The following is a 19865-nucleotide window of genomic DNA, read 5'->3' on the forward strand; positions in this document are numbered from 1 at the left end:
CTGCCTCCCGATTTCGTCTTCTGGCTCCAGAACAACTTCCTCGAGATGATCCTGTGGATACTCGGCGGCATGCTCGCGGCGCGGGCGGTGGGGTGGGCCGGCGGCAAGATCACCGGCCGCATCGACCGGACCTACCAGCAGACCGACGCGCTCGTGCGCACCGAGGCGGCGAAACACCGCCACTCGGTGGCGCAGGTCGTCACCTGGGTGGTCGTGGCACTCATCTACGTGCTGGTCGCCATCCGGGTCCTGCAGCGCCTCGGCTTCCCGATCACCAGCCTCGTGGCTCCGGCGACCGTGCTCGGTGCCGCGCTCGGTTTCGGTGCCCAGCGCATCGTCCAGGACATCCTGTCCGGGTTCTTCATCATCACCGAGCGTCAGTACGGGTACGGCGACGTGGTCCAGCTCGCGATCACCGGCACCGCGGGCGACGCGATCGGCACCGTCGAGGACGTGACGCTGCGCGTCACGCGGGTGCGGTCGGCCGAGGGCGAGGTGATCACCGTGCCCAACGGGCAGATCGTCAAGGCGGTCAACCTGTCGAAGGACTGGGCGCGCGCGGTCATCGACGTGCCGGTGCCGCCGTCCGCGGATCTCTCGCGCGTCACCGAGCTGCTGAAGTCGGTGGGCGAGGAGGCCTACCGCGACGGTCGGCTCACCGAGTTGCTGCTCGACGAGCCCACCGTCATGGGTGTCGAGAGCATCGAGGTGGACCAGGTCAACCTGCGCCTCGTCGCCCGCACCCTGCCGGGAAAGCAGTTCGAGGTGGGACGCGAGCTCCGCGCGCGCATCGCTCTGACACTGCGTAACGACGGCATCACCGTCTCGCCCGAACTCTCCGCCGACCGTCCCGTGGGAGGCGAACAGTGACCTCGAACGAACCCGAGAGCCCGGCGACCGAGCACCCGGACGCTCCGCGATCGACGTTCCGCCCCGGGTGGATGTCGCGCATACCGGCGCGCATCCTCGGCCGTTTCCGCACGACCACCGTGGTGATGGTGCTCGCCTTCCTGGCAGTACTGGTGCTGTGGAACAACGTGCGCTTCGACCCGACCCTCAACGAGAACTCGCCGGTGTACGTCCCGCCCGCGCCGTCGTCGTCCGAGGCGCCGCCCCCGGCGGAGACCTACGCCCCGACGACCACCACGTTCCGGTCGACCACGACGCCCGTGCCGACCACGACTGATCCGGCCTCGCCGCAGGACGGTGTCACGACGACCGCGCCGGCGCCCACGACCACCACCGGCACGACGACGCGAGCGCCCGGGTTCCAGCTGCCGACCATCCCCGGTCTGCCGTTGCCGAGCGGAACGAACTGACCCGCGCGTCGCTGTAGCGGCACCGTCGGGACGCGCGGCTACACTGGCGACCCGTGATCAGCGTGGAGAACGTCTCGAAGTCCTACAAGTCCTCGACTCGACCCGCGCTGGACAAGGTGTCGGTGAAGGTGGAGAAGGGCGAGTTCGTCTTCCTCATCGGGCCGTCGGGCTCGGGCAAGTCGACCTTCATGCGCCTGCTCCTGCGCGAGGAGATGCCGACCTCGGGCGACATCACGGTGGCGGACTTCCACGTGAACAAGCTCGCCGGGCGGCGCGTGCCGAAGCTGCGGCAGAGCATGGGATGCGTCTTCCAGGACTTCCGCCTGCTGCAGAACAAGTCGGTGTCGGAGAACGTCGCGTTCGCCCTCGAGGTGATCGGCAAGCCGCGCGGGGTGATCGAGCGGACGGTGCCGGAGGTGCTCGAGCTGGTCGGCCTGTCCGGCAAGGCGGATCGTCTCCCGTCCGAGCTGTCCGGCGGTGAGCAGCAGCGAGTCGCCGTGGCCCGCGCCTTCGTGAACCGGCCGCTCGTGCTGCTCGCGGACGAGCCCACCGGCAACCTGGACCCCGACACCAGCCAGGACATCATGTTGCTGCTCGAGCGCATCAACCGCACGGGCACGACCATCCTCATGGCAACTCACGACAACCACATCGTCGACTCGATGCGTCGCCGCGTCGTCGAGCTCGACAACGGCCGGGTGGTCCGCGACGAGGCACGAGGGGTGTACGGCGTGGGTCGTTAGATCCCGCTCTCGGCTCCGTCCCCTCCTCGCGCCTCGGCGCAACGACCTCTCGAAGAAAGTGTGTGAACCGTGCGCGCTAGTTTCCTTCTCGGCGAAGTTCTCACCGGACTGCGCCGCAACATCACGATGACCATCGCGATGGTGCTGACCACCGCCATCTCCCTCGGTCTGTTCGGTGGTGGCCTGCTGGTCGTGCAGATGGCGGGGAAGACGCAGCAGATCTTCCTGGATCGCGTCGAGGTCCAGATCTTCCTGACCGACGACATCTCGACCACCGACCCGGACTGCACCTCGGGCATCTGCGCCGGCCTCCGCACGGACCTCGAATCGACGCCGTCCGTGGTGTCGGTGCAGTACCTCAACCGGGAGGACGCCGTCGCCGACGCCACCGATCGCGTCTTCAAGGATCAGCCGGAGCTGGCGTCCCTGGTGTCACCCGAGAGCTTCCCCGCGTCGTTCAAGGTGAAGCTCAGCGATCCCGAGCGGTTCGGCGTGATCAACGACGAGTTCGGGGCGCGGCCGGGTGTGCAGAGCGTGCTCAACCAACGCGAACTGGTCGACCGGCTGTTCAGCGTCCTCGCGGGCGTCCGCAACGCCGCGTTCGCGGTGGCTGTGGTCCAGGCCGTCGCGGCGGTACTGCTGATCGCCAACATGGTGCAGATCGCCGCGTTCACCCGTCGGACCGAGGTGGGCATCATGCGCCTGGTCGGCGCCACGCGGTGGTATACGCAGCTGCCCTTCCTGCTCGAGGCCATCGCGGCATCGCTGGTGGGTGCGGTGCTCGCCATCGCCGGACTGTTCACCGCCAAGGCGGCGTTCATCGACTCGGTGCTGGACGACCTGTACCAGGCCAACATCCTGGCTCGGGTGACGACGAGCGACGTCCTGTTGGTCTCGCCGATCCTGCTTCTGGTCGGCGTCGGCATGGCCACGATCACCTCCTACATCACCCTGCGCCTGTACGTCCGGCAGTAGCGCACCCGGCACCCGGAACAAACGGGTGGACGGAGTCCTTATGGTTGTCAGAAGTCACGTCCACCCGCGCCCGAAGGAGTTCCAGCTGTGAAGGAGAAAGGTCGCAAGGCGATTGCGACCAATCGCAAAGCGCGACACAACTACACGATCCTCGACGTCTACGAGGCCGGAGTCGCCCTCGTCGGCACCGAGGTCAAGAGCCTGCGTGACGGGAAGGCGTCGCTGGCCGATGCCTTCGCCACCGTCGACGACGGCGAGGTGTGGCTGCGCGGCCTGCACATTCCCGAGTACATGGCGGGAAGCTGGACCAACCACGCGCCGCGGCGCAACCGCAAGCTTCTGCTGCACAAGCGGGAGATCGAGGTCCTCATCAGCAAGACGCGTGAGGGCAACATGACGCTGGTACCGCTCTCCATGTACTTCAACGAGGGCAAGGTGAAGGTCGAGCTGGCCCTGGCGAAGGGCAAGCAGGACTACGACAAGCGTCAGGACCTGGCTCGCCGAACGGCGGAACGCGAGGTCACCCGTGAGCTCGGTCGTCGCATAAAGGGAATGCGCTGACCGCGATCGTCCTCGCGCTGATCGCGGCGCTCGGGTACGGCGTCAGCGACTTCGTCGGAGGAGTCGCGTCCCGACGCGTCGCCGCGCTGCGCGTGGTGATCGTCTCGTACCCGGTCTCGGTACTCGTCGTGGCGGCGGTGATGCCGTTCGTCGGAGGCACTCTCACCGCGTCGTCCGTGGTGTGGGGTGCGTTGTCCGGACTGGCCGGCGGTGTCGCCGTGTGGTGGTTCTACCTGGCACTCGCCGCCGGGCCGATGGCCGTCGTGTCGCCGATCACGGCCGTTCTGGTGGCCGGTGTACCGGTCGGCGTCGGGCTCGTCCTGGGCGAGCGACCCGGCGTCCTGGCATACATCGGCATCGCGCTGGCGCTGGTGGCTGTGCTCATGGTCAGCAAGGAATCACCCGACGACGCCGCAGGTGACGTGGCCGGCGGACGGACTCTGCGATTCACGCCCCGGGTGGCATGGCTGACCGTCGGTTCCGGTCTGGCATTCGCGTTGACGTTCATCTTTCTCGACCGGGCCGGGGAGGACGACGCGGGTCTGTGGCCGTTGCTGGCAAACCGGGTCACCGCCACCGCCCTCGTGTGGGCGGTCGCCCTCGGCACCGGCATGTTCTCGTTCCCCCGTGGCGGCGTTCTGAAGCTGGCCGCCTGGATCGCTCTTCTGGACGTCGCCGCCAACGCCGCGTTGCTCTATGCCTTCCAGGGTGGGCTGCTGTCCCTCGTCAGCGTGATCGCCTCGCTGTATCCCGCCGCGACCGTGCTGCTGGCCATGGTGATGCTGGGGGAGCGGGTGGCCAAGGTTCAGATCGTCGGCATGGTCATCGCCCTGGGCGCGGTCGGGCTGATCACCGCGGGTGCCTGACCACCTGGCGGTAGCTTCGCTCCGGGTGGGCGCCACACTCGAGGTGCTCCTCTGCTACGAATGGAGTGCATGAACACCGAAGCAGGCGCCCGTGTCGTGGTCACCGGAGCGACGGGCTACATCGGCGGTCGACTCGCCCCGCGACTGACGGAGGCCGGCTACCGGGTTCGCGTCCTCGCCCGGTCGCCTCAGAAGCTTCGCGACGTGCCGTGGGCTGCGGACGTCGAGGTGGTGCAGGGCGATCTGAGTGATCGCGAGTCGCTGGACGACGCGTTCCGGGACGTCGACGTCGTCTACTACCTCGTCCACTCCATGGGGGGATCCGACCACTTCGCCGAGGCGGAGCGTCGGAGTGCGGAGAACGTGGCCGAAGCGGCGAAGGCCGCCGGGGTGCAGCGCATCGTGTATCTCGGCGGCCTCCACCCGGTGACCGGCGCGTTGTCCCCGCACCTCGAATCGCGTGCCGAGGTGGGCCGGATCCTCATCGAGTCCGGCGTCTTCACCGTGGTGCTGCAGGCGGGTGTCGTCATCGGCTCCGGATCCGCGTCGTTCGAGATGATCCGGCACCTCACCAATCGACTGCCCGTCATGACGACCCCCAAGTGGGTGCACAACCAGATCCAGCCGATCGCCGTCCGCGACGTGCTGCACTACCTGATCGAGTCGGCGACCGCTCCGTTCGAGACTTCCCGTACCTGGGACATCGGTGGGCCGGACGTCCTGCAGTACGGCGAGATGATGAACGAGTACGCGAGTGTGGCGGGTCTGCGCAAGCGTCGCATGCTGGTGTTGCCGGTGCTGACTCCCCGACTCGCCGGTCACTGGATCGGGTTGGTCACGCCGATCCCACGCGGACTGGCCATGCCCCTCATCGAGTCACTGCAGTACGACGCCATCGCCCACGAACAGGACATCGACACGGTCGTCCCTCCGCCGGAGGGTGGATTGACCACCTTCGCTGATTCCGTGCACCTCGCGCTGCGGCGCATCGAGGACGGGGAGGTGGAGACCACGTGGTCCAACGCGACCGATGCCGGCGCCCCCTCCGATCCGCTGCCGTCGGACCCCGACTGGGCCGGTGAGGTGGTGTACGTCGACGAACGCGCACAGGACTGCAACGCACCACCGGAACTGCTCTGGGACGTCGTCGAGGGCATCGGTGGTGAGAACGGGTGGTACTCGTTCCCCGCTGCCTGGGTCATCCGCGGCTGGATGGACAAGATCGTCGGGGGCGTGGGACTCAAGCGCGGCCGTCGGGATCCACGTCGGTTGGTCAACGGCGAGGCGCTCGACTGGTGGCGCGTCGAGGAGATCGAGCGCGGGTCGCTGCTGCGTCTGCGCGCCGAGATGAAGGCGCCGGGCGGTGCCTGGCTGGAACTGCGCGTCCTTCCGCGCGACGGCGGGACCCGCTCCCGCTACGAGCAGCGCGCGATCTTCTTCCCGCGGGGGCTGGGCGGACGGCTGTACTGGTTCGCCATCATGCCGTTCCACGGTGTGATCTTCCGCGGAATGCTCGAGAACATCACGGGCAAGGCCGAACGCGCGGCCGACACCGGTGACAAACGGGATGAAACCCGCGTCGGATGACGTTAGACTGACGTGTCCACCGGGAAGACCGGTGGAACGAGACTTCGCCACAGCGGAGGAAAGGGGCTGAACGGTTTCGACTGTGTGCGTCTAGTCAGGGGAAGCGTGCCGGTGCAGGCGAGAGACCACCGCAAGCGTCATCGCAAAAATATAAGCGCCGATTCCAATCAGCGCGACTACGCACTCGCTGCCTAAGTAGCGACTGCGTGTCTGTCAGTCCGATCTTGCCCTCGGGTCGGGTACTGGCATCAGCTAGAGGGCTCACCTGGTCACTCGGTCACGGAGTGATGTGGGACATCAAACAGTGGCTGGGATCGTCATCCAGGCTTGTCTGCGAGATCTGGAGATCCGAGTAGAGGCTTAGCAGACTGCGCACGGAGAAGCCCTGGCAAACCGACACAGGACCCGGGTTCGATTCCCGGCAGCTCCACCGAACGGCCGGACACCATCAGGTGTCCGGCCGTCGTCGTGTCACCCCCCCTGACGTCCGGCAGTGAGGGCGCGACGTTCGCCACTGCCAGGCATCCAGCGGCCGGAGCGCCCCGAATCAAGAACCATGAGTGTTGACGACGTCGCGGCCCCGACTCTGCACGGGCTCCGGTCCGGGCCCGCCGACTCCGCGGTGCTGGTTCTGCACGGCGGCAAGGTGACCAGTCACGACCGTGCCCGTCCGTGGCAGCTGTCGGCCCTGCGCATGGTCCCCTTCACGCGCATGCTCCGGCGCGCGACGGGGCCATCGGTCGCGGTGACCCAGTTGCAGTACCGGTACCGCGGCTGGAACGGCGCCGACCGCAGTCCCGTCGCGGACGCGTGGTGGGCGTGCGAGCAGATCCGCGACACGTACGGACCGGGGACTCCCATCACCGTGCTCGGTCACTCCATGGGCGGTCGCACGGCAGCAGCGATCGCGGGGCACCCCGACGTCGTGGCTCTCGTCGCCCTGGCGCCGTGGTGGCCCGATGGCAGGGAGACCGACACCCTGCGCGCCGATCAGCGCCTGTTGGTCCTGCACGGCACCGTCGACCGGTGGACCGACCCCGTCGCGTCCCGCGCCGCGACCGAACGCGCCGCCGCGCGCGGTGTCGACGCCTCGTTCGTTCCGATGGCGGGAGCGGGTCACTTCATGCTTCGATCACCGCGGACATGGTCGCGGCGGGTACGGGAGTTCGTCGTCGACCAATCGCGCGAGGTGTCGTCTACGAAACCCGAGTGACACTGCGAGCGGTCCGACGCACAGCGGCCGGCCGATCGCATCACGTAGGGAGAAGACACATGGCTCACGATGCTCACACCGACCGGCGCATCGCCGTGGTCGGCGCCGGCGTCGCCGGCCTCACGGCAGCGTACGTGCTGTCGAAGACTGCTCGCGTCACGCTGTACGAGGCCGACGGCCGTCTCGGCGGTCACGCGGACACCCACGTCGTGTCCACCCCGCAGGGTGATCTGCCCGTGGACACGGGCTTCATCGTCCACAACGACCGGACATACCCGACACTGCAGCGACTGTTTCGCGAATTGGACATTCCGACACAGGAATCGGACATGAGCATGTCGATCCGCTGCGACGGATGCGGGCTCGAGTACTCGGGTGGGCAGGGCCTCTCCGGGCTGATCCCCGGCCCCGGCAGCGTGGTCCGCGGTCGCTACCTGCGGATGCTGCTCGAGGTCACCCGCTTCCACCGTGTCGCCCGTGCGCTGCTCGCGTCCGGCGACGACGATGCGACGGTCGCCGATGTGCTTGCCCGGCACGAGTTCTCGCAGTACTTCGAATCGCACTTCATGACGCCCCTCGTGTCCGCCGTGTGGTCGTGCGAGCCGTCACGGGCCCTGGACTACCCGGCCCGGTACCTCTTCTCGTTTCTCGAGCATCACGGGATGCTCGGCGTCGGCGGTTCGCCGACCTGGCGCACCGTGACCGGTGGATCCGCCCGCTACGTCGAGCGTGTCGCCGAGACGATCGCCGAGATCCGTTCGGGTACACCGGTGGCCGCCATCCGTCGGGGCGACCGGTCGGTCGAGATCGAGGACGCCTCCGGGCACACGGAGACGGTCGATGCCGTCGTCGTCGCGACGCATCCCCAGCAGGCGCTGAAGATGCTCGCTGAGCCCACCTCGACGGAGCACCTCGTTCTCGGTGCCATGCCGTACTCGCCCAACGTTGCTCGGCTCCACACCGACGAGAGCGTGCTCCCGCGTCTGCGGCGTGCCCGCGCCTCGTGGAACTACCGCATGCCGGCGTGCGATGCGGCGCCGGGCGGAGTGGTGGTCACCTATGACATGTCACGGCTGCAGCGGCTGCCCGACACCGGCTCCCGGTACCTCGTGACGTTGGGCGACGAGGACGATCCCACGGCCGAGGGTGCCGCACTCGACCCGTCCGCCGTGCTCGAGACGATGCGGTACGAGCATCCCCTCTACACGTCCGAGTCGGTCGCCGCGCAGGCGCGACTCGGCGAGCTCGACACCGACCTGGTCGCTTTCGCGGGCGCCTACCACGGGTGGGGCTTCCACGAGGACGGTGCGGCCTCGGGCCTGCGCGCGGCGGAACGTCTGGGCGGGGTCTGGGCATGACCGCCGTCGACACCCGCGCCGCTGCCGGTACTCGCACCGCCATGATCTACGAGACCTCCATCAGGCACGTGCGGCGCGAGCCGATCGAGAACGAGTTCACGTATCGCAGCTACTCGTGGTTCGTCGACATCGACGCACTCCCGTCGCTGCCCGGCCCGCTCGCGCCGTTCGCGAAGATCGACGCCGCCGACCACGTGGGCGATCCGTCGGCGACGCTGCGGGCCAACCTCGACGACTTCCTCCGGGCACACGGCCGGGTACCCGTCGCGGGGCGGATCACGATGCTGACCAACGCTCGTGTTCTCGGGTACGTCTTCAACCCCCTGACGGTCTACTGGCTGCACGATGTCGCCGGCCGCGTCGAGCACGTGGTCGCCGAGGTGCACAACACCTACGGCGAACGTCACCGCTACCTGCTGGACACGGACGCGCGCGGGGCGGCGCGCACGCCCAAGGAGTTCTACGTCTCGCCGTTCAACGACGTCAGCGGGGAGTACGCGATGCGCCTCCCGGAGCCCGACGGCTCCCTCGCCCTGTCGATCACGCTGCTCCGGGACGGGCACCCCCCGTTCGTCGCGGTCATGTCCGGCACCGGACGCCCCGCGACGACGGGCCGCGTCCTGGGCGTTCTCGCACGAGCCCCCCTCGCCCCGCACGTGGTCACCGCGCGCATCCGGCGTCAGGGGATCGGGTTGTGGGCGCGTGGACTCCGCACGGTTCCGCGTCCGCCGGTGCGCGGCGACGTACCCGCCGTGGTGGACCGGCACGGTCCGCTCTCCACTCCGCTCGGCCCGGCAGTACCCCCTCGATCAGAAGGCACCAGGATGACTCAGTACGCCGTGGCATCGACCGTCGACGCCGAACGTTGGCCCTCCATCGCGACGGCGCCGGTCACCGTCAAGGCGCGCCTCGCCGCGCCCGTCGCCGACGCTCTCTTCCGCAGGGCGGCAGAACATCTCGCGATCCGGGTCGAGATGCCGAACGGCGTCGTCATCGGAGGTGGCGCGAACGATCCCACCGCCCCGGTGATGACGATCCACCGCCCACGCGACTTCGCGGCGCGCGTGGGGGAGAGTGGGCTCATCGGATTCGGTGAGGCCTACATGGCCGGCGACTGGGACGCGCCCGATCTCACGGCGGCACTCGGTGTCTTCGCCGAACGCATGGCGACCCTCATCCCGAAGTGGTTGCAACGCCTGCGCGGCCTGTACATCCCCAAGCAGCCGGTCTCCGAGACCAACACCACGAGCAACACGCGCTCGAACATCTCGCGCCATTACGACCTGTCGAACGAGATGTTCGAACTGTTCCTGGACGAGACCATGACCTACTCGAGTGCGCTGTTCCCGTCGCTGATCCCGCAGCCCGGATGGGACGACATCGCCGCCGCGCAGCGGTCCAAGATCGATCGACTGCTCGATCGCGCGGGGGTGACCGCGGGAACACGCGTTCTGGAGATCGGCACGGGCTGGGGCGAACTCGCCATCCGCGCCGCCGAACGCGGTGCCACGGTGCGGTCGGTGACCCTGTCCACCGAGCAACTGGAACTCGCGTGCAAGCGCATCGACGCCGCCGGCCACGCCGACCGGGTCCAGGTCGATCTCCTCGACTACCGGCTGGTCGACGGCGAGTACGACGCGATCGTGTCCGTCGAGATGATCGAGGCCGTGGGACACCAGTACTGGGGCGAGTACTTCCGCACCATCGACTCGTTGCTCGCCCCCGGAGGCAAGGTGGCGATCCAGGCCATCACCATGCCGCACGAGCGCATGCTGGCCACGCGCAACACGTACACGTGGGTACACAAGTACATCTTCCCCGGCGGGTTCCTCCCGTCGATCCGCGCGATCGAGAGCATCACCGAGAAGGAGACGACGCTGCGCGTGCGAGAGCGTCTGTCCATCGGCGACCACTACGCCCGCACCCTGCGCCTGTGGGACGAGCGCTTCCACGCGCACGCCGAGGAGGCCCGGATGCTGGGCTTCGACGACGTGTTCGCCCGCATGTGGCACTTCTACCTCTGCTATTCCGAGGCCGGTTTCGGCTCCGGCTACATCGATGTCCAGCAGATCCTGCTCGAACGAAGGAGCGACCGATGACCGGCACCCCCACCGTGGCCGCACGGCTCGAAGACCTGATCGCCCCCTTCGTCGGCGGCGCGCTGCCGGTGCACCTGACTGCGTGGGACGGCTCGACCGCCGGCCCCACCGACGCGCCGAAGGTGACGCTGTACAGCCCGAACGTCCTGCGACGGTTGCTGTGGAGCCCGGGGGAACTGGGTGCTGCTCAGGCGTACGTCACCGGTGAACTCGACGTGGAAGGTGACCTCGACGAGGCGCTGACGCACGTGTGGGACGTGGTGCGCACCCGTCGGCTGACGGCCGTGCGGCCCAGCCCGAAGGCGATCGTCGAGCTCGTCCGCACCGCGGCGTCGCTCGGTGTCGTCGGGGTGAAGCAGGCCCGTCCTCTTCCCGCCCCCGCCTCCCAGGCGGTCATCAAGGGTCGACTGCACTCGCTGGTGCGCGATCGCGCGGCGATCAGCCACCACTACGACCTCTCGAACGAGTTCTACGAGATGGTGCTCGACCCGCAGATGGCGTACTCCAGCGGCTACTGGACGTCGGACTCGCCCGACTACGGCCTCGAGGACGCGCAGCGCGACAAGCTCGACCTCGTGTGCCGCAAGATCGGCCTCGGCCGCCCCGGAATGCGGTTCCTCGACGTCGGGTGCGGATGGGGGTCGCTGAGCCTGCACGCGGCGGAACACTTCGACGCGCATGTCGTCGGCGTCACCATCTCCCGCGAGCAGAAGGCCTTCATCGACAAGCGCATCGCGGACCGCGGCCTGCAGGACCGGGTGGAGATTCGCATCCAGGACTACCGCGAGGTGCCCGACGGCCCCTTCGACGCCGTCGCGTCCATCGAGATGGGCGAGCACGTCGGCGAGAAGAACTATCCGATCTACGCGAAGGCGCTGCACGACAACGTGGTGCCCGGCGGCCGGGTGCTGGTGCAGCAGATGTCGCGCAAGGCGGGGGACAACCCGGGCGGCGGTGCCTTCATCGAGTCGTTCATCGCCCCCGACATGTACATGCGGCCCGTGGGTGCGACGGTCGCCATGATCGAGGAGTCGGGTCTCGAGGTCCGCGACGTGCACGCCCTGCGCGAGCATTACGTCCGCACCGTCGACGCGTGGTACGCGACCTTCGAGAGCCGCTGGGACGATCTGGTCGCACTCGTCGGAGACGAGGTGGCGCGGGTGTGGCGCCTGTACCTCGTGGGCGGCGGAATGGCGTTCCGCGACGGCCGGATGGGTGTCGACCAGATCCTGTCCGTCCGCCCGGACGACCGCGGCGTGTCCTCGATGCCGCTGGTCCGGACACACGGATGACGGACTTCTCCTGGTCCGATCTGGCTGTCGTGTCGGCGGTCTCCCTGCTGGCGGTGGTCGTTGTCCTCACCGTCACCGCGGTCGTCGGCTTCCGCATCGGGCGGCACAACGTGGTCGACGTGAGCTGGGGAGCAGGCTTCGTCGCGGTGGCGATCGCCGCAGCACTGGCCGGGTCCGGCGACGGGTGGCGGCGAGTGCTGATGCTGGTGCTCGTCGGAGCCTGGGGCACCCGTCTCGCGGTCTCGATGTTCCGCCGCTCGCGGGGCAAGGGCGAGGACCCGCGGTACGAGAAGATGCTGTCGAACGCGTCGGGCAGCCCCGCTGTGTACGCGATCCGCAAGATCTATCTCACGCAGGGTGTCGCGCTGTGGTTCGTGTCGCTGCCGGTGCAGGTCGCCGCCGTGTCCGACGGATCGTTCGGCGTCGTCACTGCGGTGGGCGTCGCTCTGTGGGTCCTGGGCATCGTCTTCGAGACGGTGGGGGATCGTCAGATGGACGCCTTCAAGGCGGACGCGTCCCGCAAGGGCACCATCATGGACCGGGGCTTGTGGCGGTACACGCGCCACCCCAACTACTTCGGTGACGCCTGTGTCTGGTGGGGCATATTCCTGGTCTCCGCGGCGCACTGGCCCGGTGTACTGACCGTGCTCTCGCCGGTCGCCATGACGTACTTCCTCGTGTTCGCTACGGGTGCGCGGCTGCTCGAGCAGCACATGGCGGAGCGGCCCGGATATCGCGAGTACCAGCAGCGCACCAGCTACTTCGTTCCGCTCCCGCCCCGCAAGGCCTGAGCGGGCCCGACTTCCGGTCACGCACGCAGCCCCGAGGAGGGGTGGTCTGCGCGCGTGACCGGTTCACCTCGAGCTCAGGTCACCGTCGGACGAGGAGCGCGACCGGGAGCGCGGAGAGCAGTGAGGACACGGTGACCGTTCCGCTGAACGACCCACCATTCACGAGGTCGGTCCACTCACCGTCCGGCAACGCCAGCGAGGTGTCACCCCATCCTGCCTCGCCGAGGCGCATCGACCACCGCGTGGCGACGGCGACGACGTCGGCATCACCGTCGGCAGGTCCACGACCGAACGCCACGACGTGGTCGGCGGCGGCGCCGGTCGCGAACACCGGAACGTAGGACCCGCCCACGAAGCTGTCCGGACGGTCGCGACGCAGCCGTGCGGCACACCGGGTCACGTGGAACTTGGCGGCGCCGCTCGCGTCGAGCGCCGGCGTCCCGTCGATGTCCAGCAGAGCCTTGCGGGCGTCGTAGTCCACGTCCCGGCGGTTGTCGGGGTCGACGAGAGAGTCCTCCCACAGCTCCGTGCCCTGGTAGATGTCCGGGATGCCGGGACCCGCCAGGTGGAGGAGCTTCTGTCCGAGCGAATCGCTCCACGCGTGCGGAGCGATCTGCTGGACGAACGTCGTGAGCGAGGGACCCACCGCTCCGTCGACGATGCCGTCGATCCACGTGTGGACGGCAGACTCGAAGTCCTCGTCCACGTCGTTCCAGCCGGTGTACGAGCCCGCCTCGCGGATGGCCTTCTCGGCGTAGGCGTGCAGTCGCTCGCGGTACTCGTCCATGACCAGGCCGTCGGTCGGCCAGGTGCCGACGATGTTCTGCCACAAGAAGAGTCCGGTGGACCCGTTGGGCGACGGAGCCTGCTCCTCCCAGTCGCTCAGGCACGCGCGCCACAGGTCGGGCACCTGGGACAGCACGCCGATGCGCGCCCGGACGTCCTCGCCGCGCTTGGTGTCGTGTGTCGAGAGGGTCGTCATCGCGGCAGGCCACAGCCGGGCCCGCTCGGACAGGCGGAGGTGGAACTCCGGCACCGACCGACCGAAGCGGGACGGGTCACCGCCGACCTCCTGGAGCGAGACCAGCCGCGACGTGCGGTAGAACATGCAGTCCTCGACGCTCTTCGCCATCACGGCGCCCGCGACCTGCTGCAGACGTCCCGACGCCTCGCCGCGTGCGGCCACGGCGGCCGCGACGACATCGAGGGCGGGAACCAGTTCGGGGCGATCCGCGGCGACGTCGCCGAGCAGGCGGGGCAGCATGCCGGCCAGCGGCGCGTAGTCGGAGCGGTACACCGGCATGCGGGCGACGATCTCGGTCACGGCCTGGCGGGCGAGGTCGGCGTCGAACGACGTTCCGGTGTCGCGGGCGATCGCCGCTACCAGGCGCCGCACCTCGGGAGCGAGCTGTGTGCTCGCCGTGTCGGCCTTGATGGTCCGCTCGGCCTCGTGCACCCAGTGTGCGTCCCCCGCGTGGCCGGTGACGTCCGACGACAGTCGCGTCAGCGGCTCCTCGCCCGACGGGTCGAGGAACACCCCACCGAGATCGGCGAGAGCGTCGTACCCGGTGGTTCCGTCGACGGGAAGGGTGACGTCGAGCGGCTCCTCGGCGGTGAGGATCTTCTCGACGACGAGCCACGAGTCGGGTCCGACGACGCCCCGCAAGCGAGCGAGATACTCGGCCGGTGCGGTGAGCCCGTCCGGATGGTCGACGCGCACACCGTCGACGAGACCGTCGCGGAACCAGCTGCCGACCTCGGCGTGCGTCGCGTCGAAGACCGCGGGGTCCTCCTGACGGAGACCGGCCAGGTCGCTGACGGAGAAGAACCGGCGGTACCCGATGCGCCCGGAGCGCCATCCGACCAGTTCGTAGGACTGCTTGTCGTGCAGTGCTTTCGCGTCGTCCCCGCCGTCGTCGGTCGCAGGGTCCACCGGGAAGCGGTTCTCGTAGTAGGCCAGCGTGGCCTCGTCTCCCGACCGGTCGACCGAGAGTTCGTTCACGTCGGCATCGTCGCCCAGCACGGGGAGCGCGATGCGCTCCGCACCGGCCCAGTCGATGTCGAACCACGAGGCGTACTGCGATGCGCGTCCGTGTCTCAGCACGTCCCACCAGAACGGGTTCTCCCGCGCCGTGGCCACACCGAGGTGGTTGGGCACGATGTCGACCACGACGCCCAGGCCGTGGGACCGGCACTCGGCGACGAGGTCCTCGAGAGCGGCTCGACCACCGAGTGCCTCGGAGACGGTGCGCGGATCGGTGACGTCGTACCCGTGGGTGGAGCCCTCGGCCGCCGTCAGGATCGGCGACAGATAGACGTGGGAGACACCGAGTTCGGCGAGATAGGGAACCAGCGACGCGGCATCGCGGAGAGTGAAGCGATCACCCCGTAGCTGGAATCGATAGGTCGAGGTGATCGCGTGGCTCATGTCGCTTCCTTACCCCGTTTTCCGTAGCACCAACAGTGACCGTGCTTGCACCTCGACAGCGGTGCCGGCGACGATGACTCGATCGTCGGCTCCGGTGGCCGAGGCGGTGTCGAGCGCGACGGTCCACTCGTCGGCGTACTTGCCGTCCAGTGTGGTGAAGTCGATCGGCTCGTGATGGGCGTTGAAGCACAGGTAGAACGTGTCGTCGACGACCCGGTTGCCCCGGTTGTCGGGCTCGGGGATGTTCTCGCCGTTGAGGAACACCGCCAGCGACTTGCCGAAGCCGCTGTCCCAGTCCTCCTCGGTCATCTCCTCGCCGGTCGGGGTGAGCCACGCGATGTCGCGCGTCTGCTCCGCCTTGCGGATCGGCCGGCCCTCGAAGAAGCGTCGTCGACGGAACACCGGGTGGTCGTTGCGGAGTGCGATCACGCGGGACGTGAACTCGACCAGATCGGCGTTCGTCTCCGCCAGCGACCAGTCCATCCAGGCCAGTTCGGAGTCCTGGCAGTAGACGTTGTTGTTGCCCTGCTGGGTCCTGCCCATCTCGTCGCCGTGCGCGAGCATCGGCGTGCCCTGGCTCAGCATGAGCGTCGCCAGCATGTTGCGGATCTGACGGGCGCGCAGCGACAGCACCTCGGGGTCGTCCGTCGGCCCCTCGACACCGCAGTTCCAGGACCGGTTGTGGCTCTCGCCGTCGTTGTTGTCCTCGCCGTTGGCCTCGTTGTGCTTGTCGTTGTAGGACACCAGATCGTGCATCGTGAAGCCGTCGTGCGCGATGACGAAGTTGATGCTCGCACCGGGGCGGCGACCCGTCGCCTCGTAGAGGTCGGAGGATCCGGTGAGCCGCGACGCGAACTCGCCGAGTGTCGCCGGCTCACCGCGCCAGTAGTCGCGGACGGTGTCGCGGTACATGCCGTTCCACTCGGTCCAGAGACCGGGGAAGTTGCCGACCTGGTAGCCGCCCTCACCGACGTCCCACGGCTCGGCGATCAGCTTGACCTGGCTCACCACCGGGTCCTGCTGGACCAGGTCGAAGAACGCGCTCAGCTTGTCCACGTCGTGCAGTTCGCGGGCCAGGGTCGATGCGAGGTCGAAGCGGAAGCCGTCGACGTGCATCTCGGTGACCCAGTAGCGCAAGGAGTCCATGATCAGCTGCAGGGTGTGCGGGTGACGGACGTTCAGGCTGTTACCCGTGCCCGTGTAGTCCATGTAGAAATACGGGTCGTCGTCGACCAACCGGTAGTACGCGGCGTTGTCGATGCCGCGGAACGCGATGGTCGGACCCATGTGGTTGCCCTCGGCGGTGTGGTTGTAGACCACGTCGAGGATCACCTCGATGCCGGCTTCGTGGAACGAGCGCACCATCGTCTTGAACTCCGACACGGCCGAACCGGCCATGGGGGAGGACGCGTACTCGTTGTGCGGGGCCATGAAACCGAACGAGTTGTAGCCCCAGTAGTTGCGAAGTCCCCTGTCCACCAGTGTCTGATCCTGCATGAACTGATGCACCGGCATCAGTTCGATGGCGGTGACGCCGAGCTTCTCCAGGTGGCTGATCACGGCCGGATGGCCGAGACCGGCGTACGTACCGCGCAGATCCTCCGGGATGTCCGGGTGGGTCATCGTCATGCCCTTGACGTGGGCCTCGTAGATGACGGTCTCGTTGTAGGGGCGACGCGGCGAGCGGTCGTTCTGCCAGTCGAAGAACGGGTTGACGACGACCGTCGTCATCGTGTGCCCCAGCGAGTCGTGCTGGGGGAAGTGGTTCTCGGACTCGGGCTCGGGCTCTGGATCAGGCTCGGGTGCAACGGTTCTGGCAGTCGCGACGTTGGCGCGGGTCGCGTCGACGGTGCGCGATGCGGTGGCCGATCCCGCGGGGCCGGCGACGTGCGCCTCGCCGGGATGCACGGCGTCGTCGTTCTCCTGCGCTGCGGGCACGGGACGTTCGGGGATGTCGATGTCGTAACTGAAGAGCGAGCGGTCACCGTCGAACGATCCGACGAACGCCTTGCCGTAGGGGTCGAGCAGCAGCTTGCTCGCGTCGCACCGCTGTCCCGCTCCGGGATTCCACGGGCCGTGCACGCGGTAGCCGTACCGCTGGCCGGGCTGGACCTGGGGGATGTAGGCGTGCCAGACGTACCCGTCGACCTCTTCGAGGCGGACGCGGGTCTCGTGACCGTCGGCGTCGATGAGGCAGAGATCGACGGCCTCGGCGACCTCGGAGAAGAGCGCGAAATTGGTTCCGGCGCCGTCGTAGGTGGCGCCCAGGGGATACGCGCTGCCGGGCCATACCTGGATCGATGGTTCGTGTGCATGGTCGACGGACATGCTCGGAACCCTATCCCGGCAGCGGCGAAGGACACCTGTCGGCGAGGTCCGTCGCAGGCCGGAGCGTCGGCCGCCCGGGCTCAGCCCAGTCGTGCGATCAGCGCGTGCCCGAGGTCGGTGCCCGATCGCCAGGCGCTCTCGACGCGGGGCGAGCCCTCCGGGCACCACTGATCCCCGGCGAAGCCGACCAGACGGTCTCCGTGCGAGACGATGTCGTGGCTTGCGTCGTGCTGGGAGGCGGGCTTGGCGAAGGTCCAGCGGTGGGCGTGCGTCCAGATCGGAGTGCCGATGCCCGTGAGCGCGGCGACGGCGTCGACGACGGCGGGGATCGCACCGGCGGGATCGTCGAGGTGTCGCCGGGCGCGCTGCGCGGACGTGTGGGCGACCAGGACCGCGGCTCCGTCGCCCCGGCGTGCGCCGTCGCGCGCGAGGAACTCGACGTCCGCGTCGTCGGACACGAAGGCGGCGTCGGGGAAGGGGAGTCCGGCGGCGTCGTCGTCGGTGAGCCCGAGGACCACCGCGACGACGGGGTCGTAGTCGACGGCGTCGGGCACGGTCACCAGGCGGGAGGCCTGCGGGTCGGGCATGGCCAGGACCACGTGTCCGTCGGGCAACGCCCGAGCCTCGGTGGCGTCGACAGGGATGCCGGACAGCAGGTCCTTGACCAGAGATCGCAGGCCCGCCGGCGTTCCCCACCGCGTGGATCCCGATTTCTGTTCCGGCTCCGCCCCGGCCCGCACCACCGTGAAGGTGTCTGTCCACTCGTGCACGAGACCGCGAGAGGCCCAGTCGGACACGACGTCCCGGAACCCGTCGTCGCGGACGGTGAAGTAGCCGGCGCCCACATCGACTCGGCGTCCGTGCAACTCGGGGGACGACATCCGACCGCCGACGGCGCGGCCCCGGTCACGCAGCACGAACGGGACACCGGCGTCGCGGAGCACGCGAACGCACGCGGCACCGGCGATACCGGCTCCGAGGACGGTGACGGGAGAGGTCGAGGAGGTCACTCGTTCAGCGTACGGACGCGGCTCCGAACGCCGTCGACGAAGAGTTCGAGGCCGAAATCGAACCGAGCGGTGGCATCTCGATCGAGGTCACCGTCGTCGAGGTGTCGATCCGCGGCCAGCGCACCCGCGGACTCCATCTGCAGCCGGGACTGTTCGTCGCTCGTCGCACCCAGCACGTAGTAGAGCAGGGCGTCCGCGGCGTGTCCGGCGTCCTCCGGGGTCAGCCCGGTGGCGCGGAGATCGTCGACGACCGTGGTCCGCACGGGGTGCGTCACCGTGCGGGCGGCCAGGCTGGAGGCGACCACCTCGGCGCCGTCCCGGTGAGCCAGGAGAGCGTCTCGAAGTCCGTGAGCGCGGCCGCGCACGGCGTCCAGCACATCGGAGGTGACGGCAGCGGGTACGGCGTCGAGGCGGCTCAGGATGCGATCGGACACCGCGCCGAGCAGCGCCTGCTTGTTCGCGACGTGCCAGTACAGCGCGCCGGGCGCCACACCGAGCGAGCCTGCCAGTCGGCGCATCGTGAGGTCGGCGAGACCGTAGTCGTCGAGAATGGTCAGTGCGCCGTCGACGACGTCGTCTCTGCGCAACTGCATTCCGCACCTCTCCCGACTCGTGTCGCGGGCCCGTCGGCCACGCAGCGACAGCCTAGGCTGGCCGACGTGAGTGATGTCGACACGACGGGGTTCGCCTCGACCGCACCCGGGATCGGCGATGCGGGTCGGCCGTCGCGCGGCGCGTTCACCCGGCGTTCGATCCGGATCGTGCTCGCGACCGCGGTGGTCGGTGCCGTCCTCGGGATCCTGTGGGCTCTGCTCGCGCCCGTGGAGCACGTCGCCGCCGTCGGTGACGGCCGCGCGATCGTGTTGACCGGCGAGAGCGATCATCGCTTCGACGCACTGGCTCTGTTCCTCTGCGTGACCGCCGCGGCCGGGGTGCTGACCACGGTCGCCGTCTGGGCTCGCGTGGCCGAGCGAGGACCGCGTCTGGTCCTCGACATCGTGGTGGCGTCGGCGCTGGCGTCGGCCGCGGCGATCGGTGCCGGCCTCGCCGTGGGCGCGGTGCGGTATCCGAGTGCCGACGGCGCCCTTCGCGGCGATGTCGTCGCACTCGCCCCCGGTGTCTCGACGTGGCTGGCTCTGCTCGCGCAACCTCTGGCTGCGGCGGTCACGCTCGTTCTCGTCACGGCGCTGTCGCCGTCGGACGATCTGGGTCGGGACGAGTCCCCTGAGGAGTGATCCGTTCGGGTCTCGGACGCCGGGTTCGTCTGCTTGAATGAGCGCTCTCAGGGCGGCCCA

The 19865-nt window shown here is 68.7% G+C and carries 17 protein-coding genes, 1 other RNA gene and 1 pseudogene; 15 read left to right on the top strand and 4 right to left on the bottom strand.

Annotated features, from left to right (window positions below; translation table 11 throughout):
• The first annotated feature begins 45 nt into the window (after positions 1 to 45).
• From QRN16_RS18765 to QRN16_RS18830, 14 genes and pseudogenes are all read left to right on the top strand, one after another.
• Complete coding sequence (locus tag QRN16_RS18765; protein WP_081821432.1) at positions 46 to 870, top strand: mechanosensitive ion channel family protein; 825 nt, start codon at positions 46 to 48, stop codon at positions 868 to 870.
• Entirely contained in the window at positions 867 to 1319 is a 453-nt protein-coding gene (locus QRN16_RS18770) for an Rv3103c transmembrane domain-containing protein (RefSeq protein WP_222650444.1), read from the top strand. Before QRN16_RS18765 ends, QRN16_RS18770 begins: the two co-directional genes overlap by 4 nt.
• Positions 1320 to 1372: 53 nt before the next feature.
• Positions 1373 to 2062: a cell division ATP-binding protein FtsE gene (ftsE, locus tag QRN16_RS18775; RefSeq protein WP_027506813.1), complete on the top strand. Its 690-nt coding sequence runs from the start codon at positions 1373 to 1375 to the stop codon at positions 2060 to 2062.
• Between the two features lie 69 nt (positions 2063 to 2131).
• On the top strand, positions 2132 to 3037 hold the full coding sequence (gene ftsX / locus QRN16_RS18780) for a permease-like cell division protein FtsX (RefSeq protein ID WP_027506812.1): 906 nt from the start codon (positions 2132 to 2134) through the stop codon (positions 3035 to 3037).
• An 87-nt stretch (positions 3038 to 3124) separates the two neighbouring features.
• A complete protein-coding gene (smpB, locus tag QRN16_RS18785; RefSeq protein ID WP_285188891.1) occupies positions 3125 to 3598 on the top strand; it encodes an SsrA-binding protein SmpB in 474 nt (157 codons plus the stop codon).
• Positions 3595 to 4464 (top strand): DMT family transporter, encoded by an 870-nt coding sequence (locus tag QRN16_RS18790; RefSeq protein ID WP_155957108.1) that lies wholly within the window; start codon positions 3595 to 3597, stop codon positions 4462 to 4464. Before smpB ends, QRN16_RS18790 begins: the two co-directional genes overlap by 4 nt.
• 69 nt (positions 4465 to 4533) lie before the next feature.
• The gene (locus tag QRN16_RS18795; RefSeq protein ID WP_051613594.1) at positions 4534 to 6051 is read left to right on the top strand and encodes an SDR family oxidoreductase; all 1518 of its coding nucleotides are present in this window, start codon (positions 4534 to 4536) and stop codon (positions 6049 to 6051) included.
• A gap of 62 nt (positions 6052 to 6113) precedes the next feature.
• Positions 6114 to 6484: a transfer-messenger RNA gene (gene ssrA, locus QRN16_RS18800) on the top strand.
• 123 nt (positions 6485 to 6607) lie between these two features.
• The gene (locus tag QRN16_RS18805) at positions 6608 to 7264 is read left to right on the top strand and encodes an alpha/beta hydrolase (RefSeq protein WP_222638647.1); all 657 of its coding nucleotides are present in this window, start codon (positions 6608 to 6610) and stop codon (positions 7262 to 7264) included.
• Positions 7265 to 7323: 59 nt separating this feature from the next.
• Positions 7324 to 8622, top strand: a complete 1299-nt coding sequence (locus tag QRN16_RS18810; protein WP_027506808.1) for an NAD(P)/FAD-dependent oxidoreductase — start codon at positions 7324 to 7326, stop codon at positions 8620 to 8622.
• A 41-nt stretch (positions 8623 to 8663) separates the two neighbouring features.
• Positions 8664 to 9290 (top strand): annotated as a pseudogene (locus QRN16_RS18815) (DUF1365 domain-containing protein); the annotation flags it as partial.
• 156 nt (positions 9291 to 9446) lie between these two features.
• Positions 9447 to 10721, top strand: a complete 1275-nt coding sequence (locus QRN16_RS18820; protein ID WP_285189058.1) for an SAM-dependent methyltransferase — start codon at positions 9447 to 9449, stop codon at positions 10719 to 10721.
• On the top strand, positions 10718 to 12013 hold the full coding sequence (locus QRN16_RS18825) for an SAM-dependent methyltransferase (RefSeq protein ID WP_285188895.1): 1296 nt from the start codon (positions 10718 to 10720) through the stop codon (positions 12011 to 12013). Before QRN16_RS18820 ends, QRN16_RS18825 begins: the two co-directional genes overlap by 4 nt.
• Entirely contained in the window at positions 12010 to 12804 is a 795-nt protein-coding gene (locus QRN16_RS18830; RefSeq protein WP_222638644.1) for a DUF1295 domain-containing protein, read from the top strand. The genes QRN16_RS18825 and QRN16_RS18830 overlap by 4 nt, the downstream gene beginning before the upstream one ends.
• A gap of 79 nt (positions 12805 to 12883) precedes the next feature.
• Here QRN16_RS18830 and treY read toward each other — a convergent pair whose 3' ends face one another.
• From treY to QRN16_RS18850, 4 genes are all read right to left on the bottom strand, one after another.
• The gene (gene treY, locus QRN16_RS18835; protein WP_285188899.1) at positions 12884 to 15232 is read right to left on the bottom strand and encodes a malto-oligosyltrehalose synthase; all 2349 of its coding nucleotides are present in this window, start codon (positions 15230 to 15232) and stop codon (positions 12884 to 12886) included.
• A gap of 9 nt (positions 15233 to 15241) precedes the next feature.
• A complete protein-coding gene (glgX, locus tag QRN16_RS18840; RefSeq protein ID WP_285188901.1) occupies positions 15242 to 17560 on the bottom strand; it encodes a glycogen debranching protein GlgX in 2319 nt (772 codons plus the stop codon).
• Between the two features lie 80 nt (positions 17561 to 17640).
• The gene (locus tag QRN16_RS18845) at positions 17641 to 18570 is read right to left on the bottom strand and encodes an NAD(P)/FAD-dependent oxidoreductase (RefSeq protein WP_285188902.1); all 930 of its coding nucleotides are present in this window, start codon (positions 18568 to 18570) and stop codon (positions 17641 to 17643) included.
• Positions 18567 to 19163, bottom strand: coding sequence for a TetR/AcrR family transcriptional regulator C-terminal domain-containing protein (locus tag QRN16_RS18850; protein ID WP_285188904.1), 597 nt, complete (start codon positions 19161 to 19163; stop codon positions 18567 to 18569). The genes QRN16_RS18845 and QRN16_RS18850 overlap by 4 nt, the downstream gene beginning before the upstream one ends.
• 66 nt (positions 19164 to 19229) lie before the next feature.
• Here QRN16_RS18850 and QRN16_RS18855 point away from each other — a divergent pair, with 66 nt between their 5' ends.
• The gene (locus QRN16_RS18855; protein ID WP_222647060.1) at positions 19230 to 19805 is read left to right on the top strand and encodes a DUF2567 domain-containing protein; all 576 of its coding nucleotides are present in this window, start codon (positions 19230 to 19232) and stop codon (positions 19803 to 19805) included.
• The last annotated feature ends 60 nt before the right edge of the window (positions 19806 to 19865 follow it).

This window comes from Rhodococcus sp. MEB041, assembly GCF_030208955.1.
GTDB lineage: Bacteria > Actinomycetota > Actinomycetes > Mycobacteriales > Mycobacteriaceae > Rhodococcoides.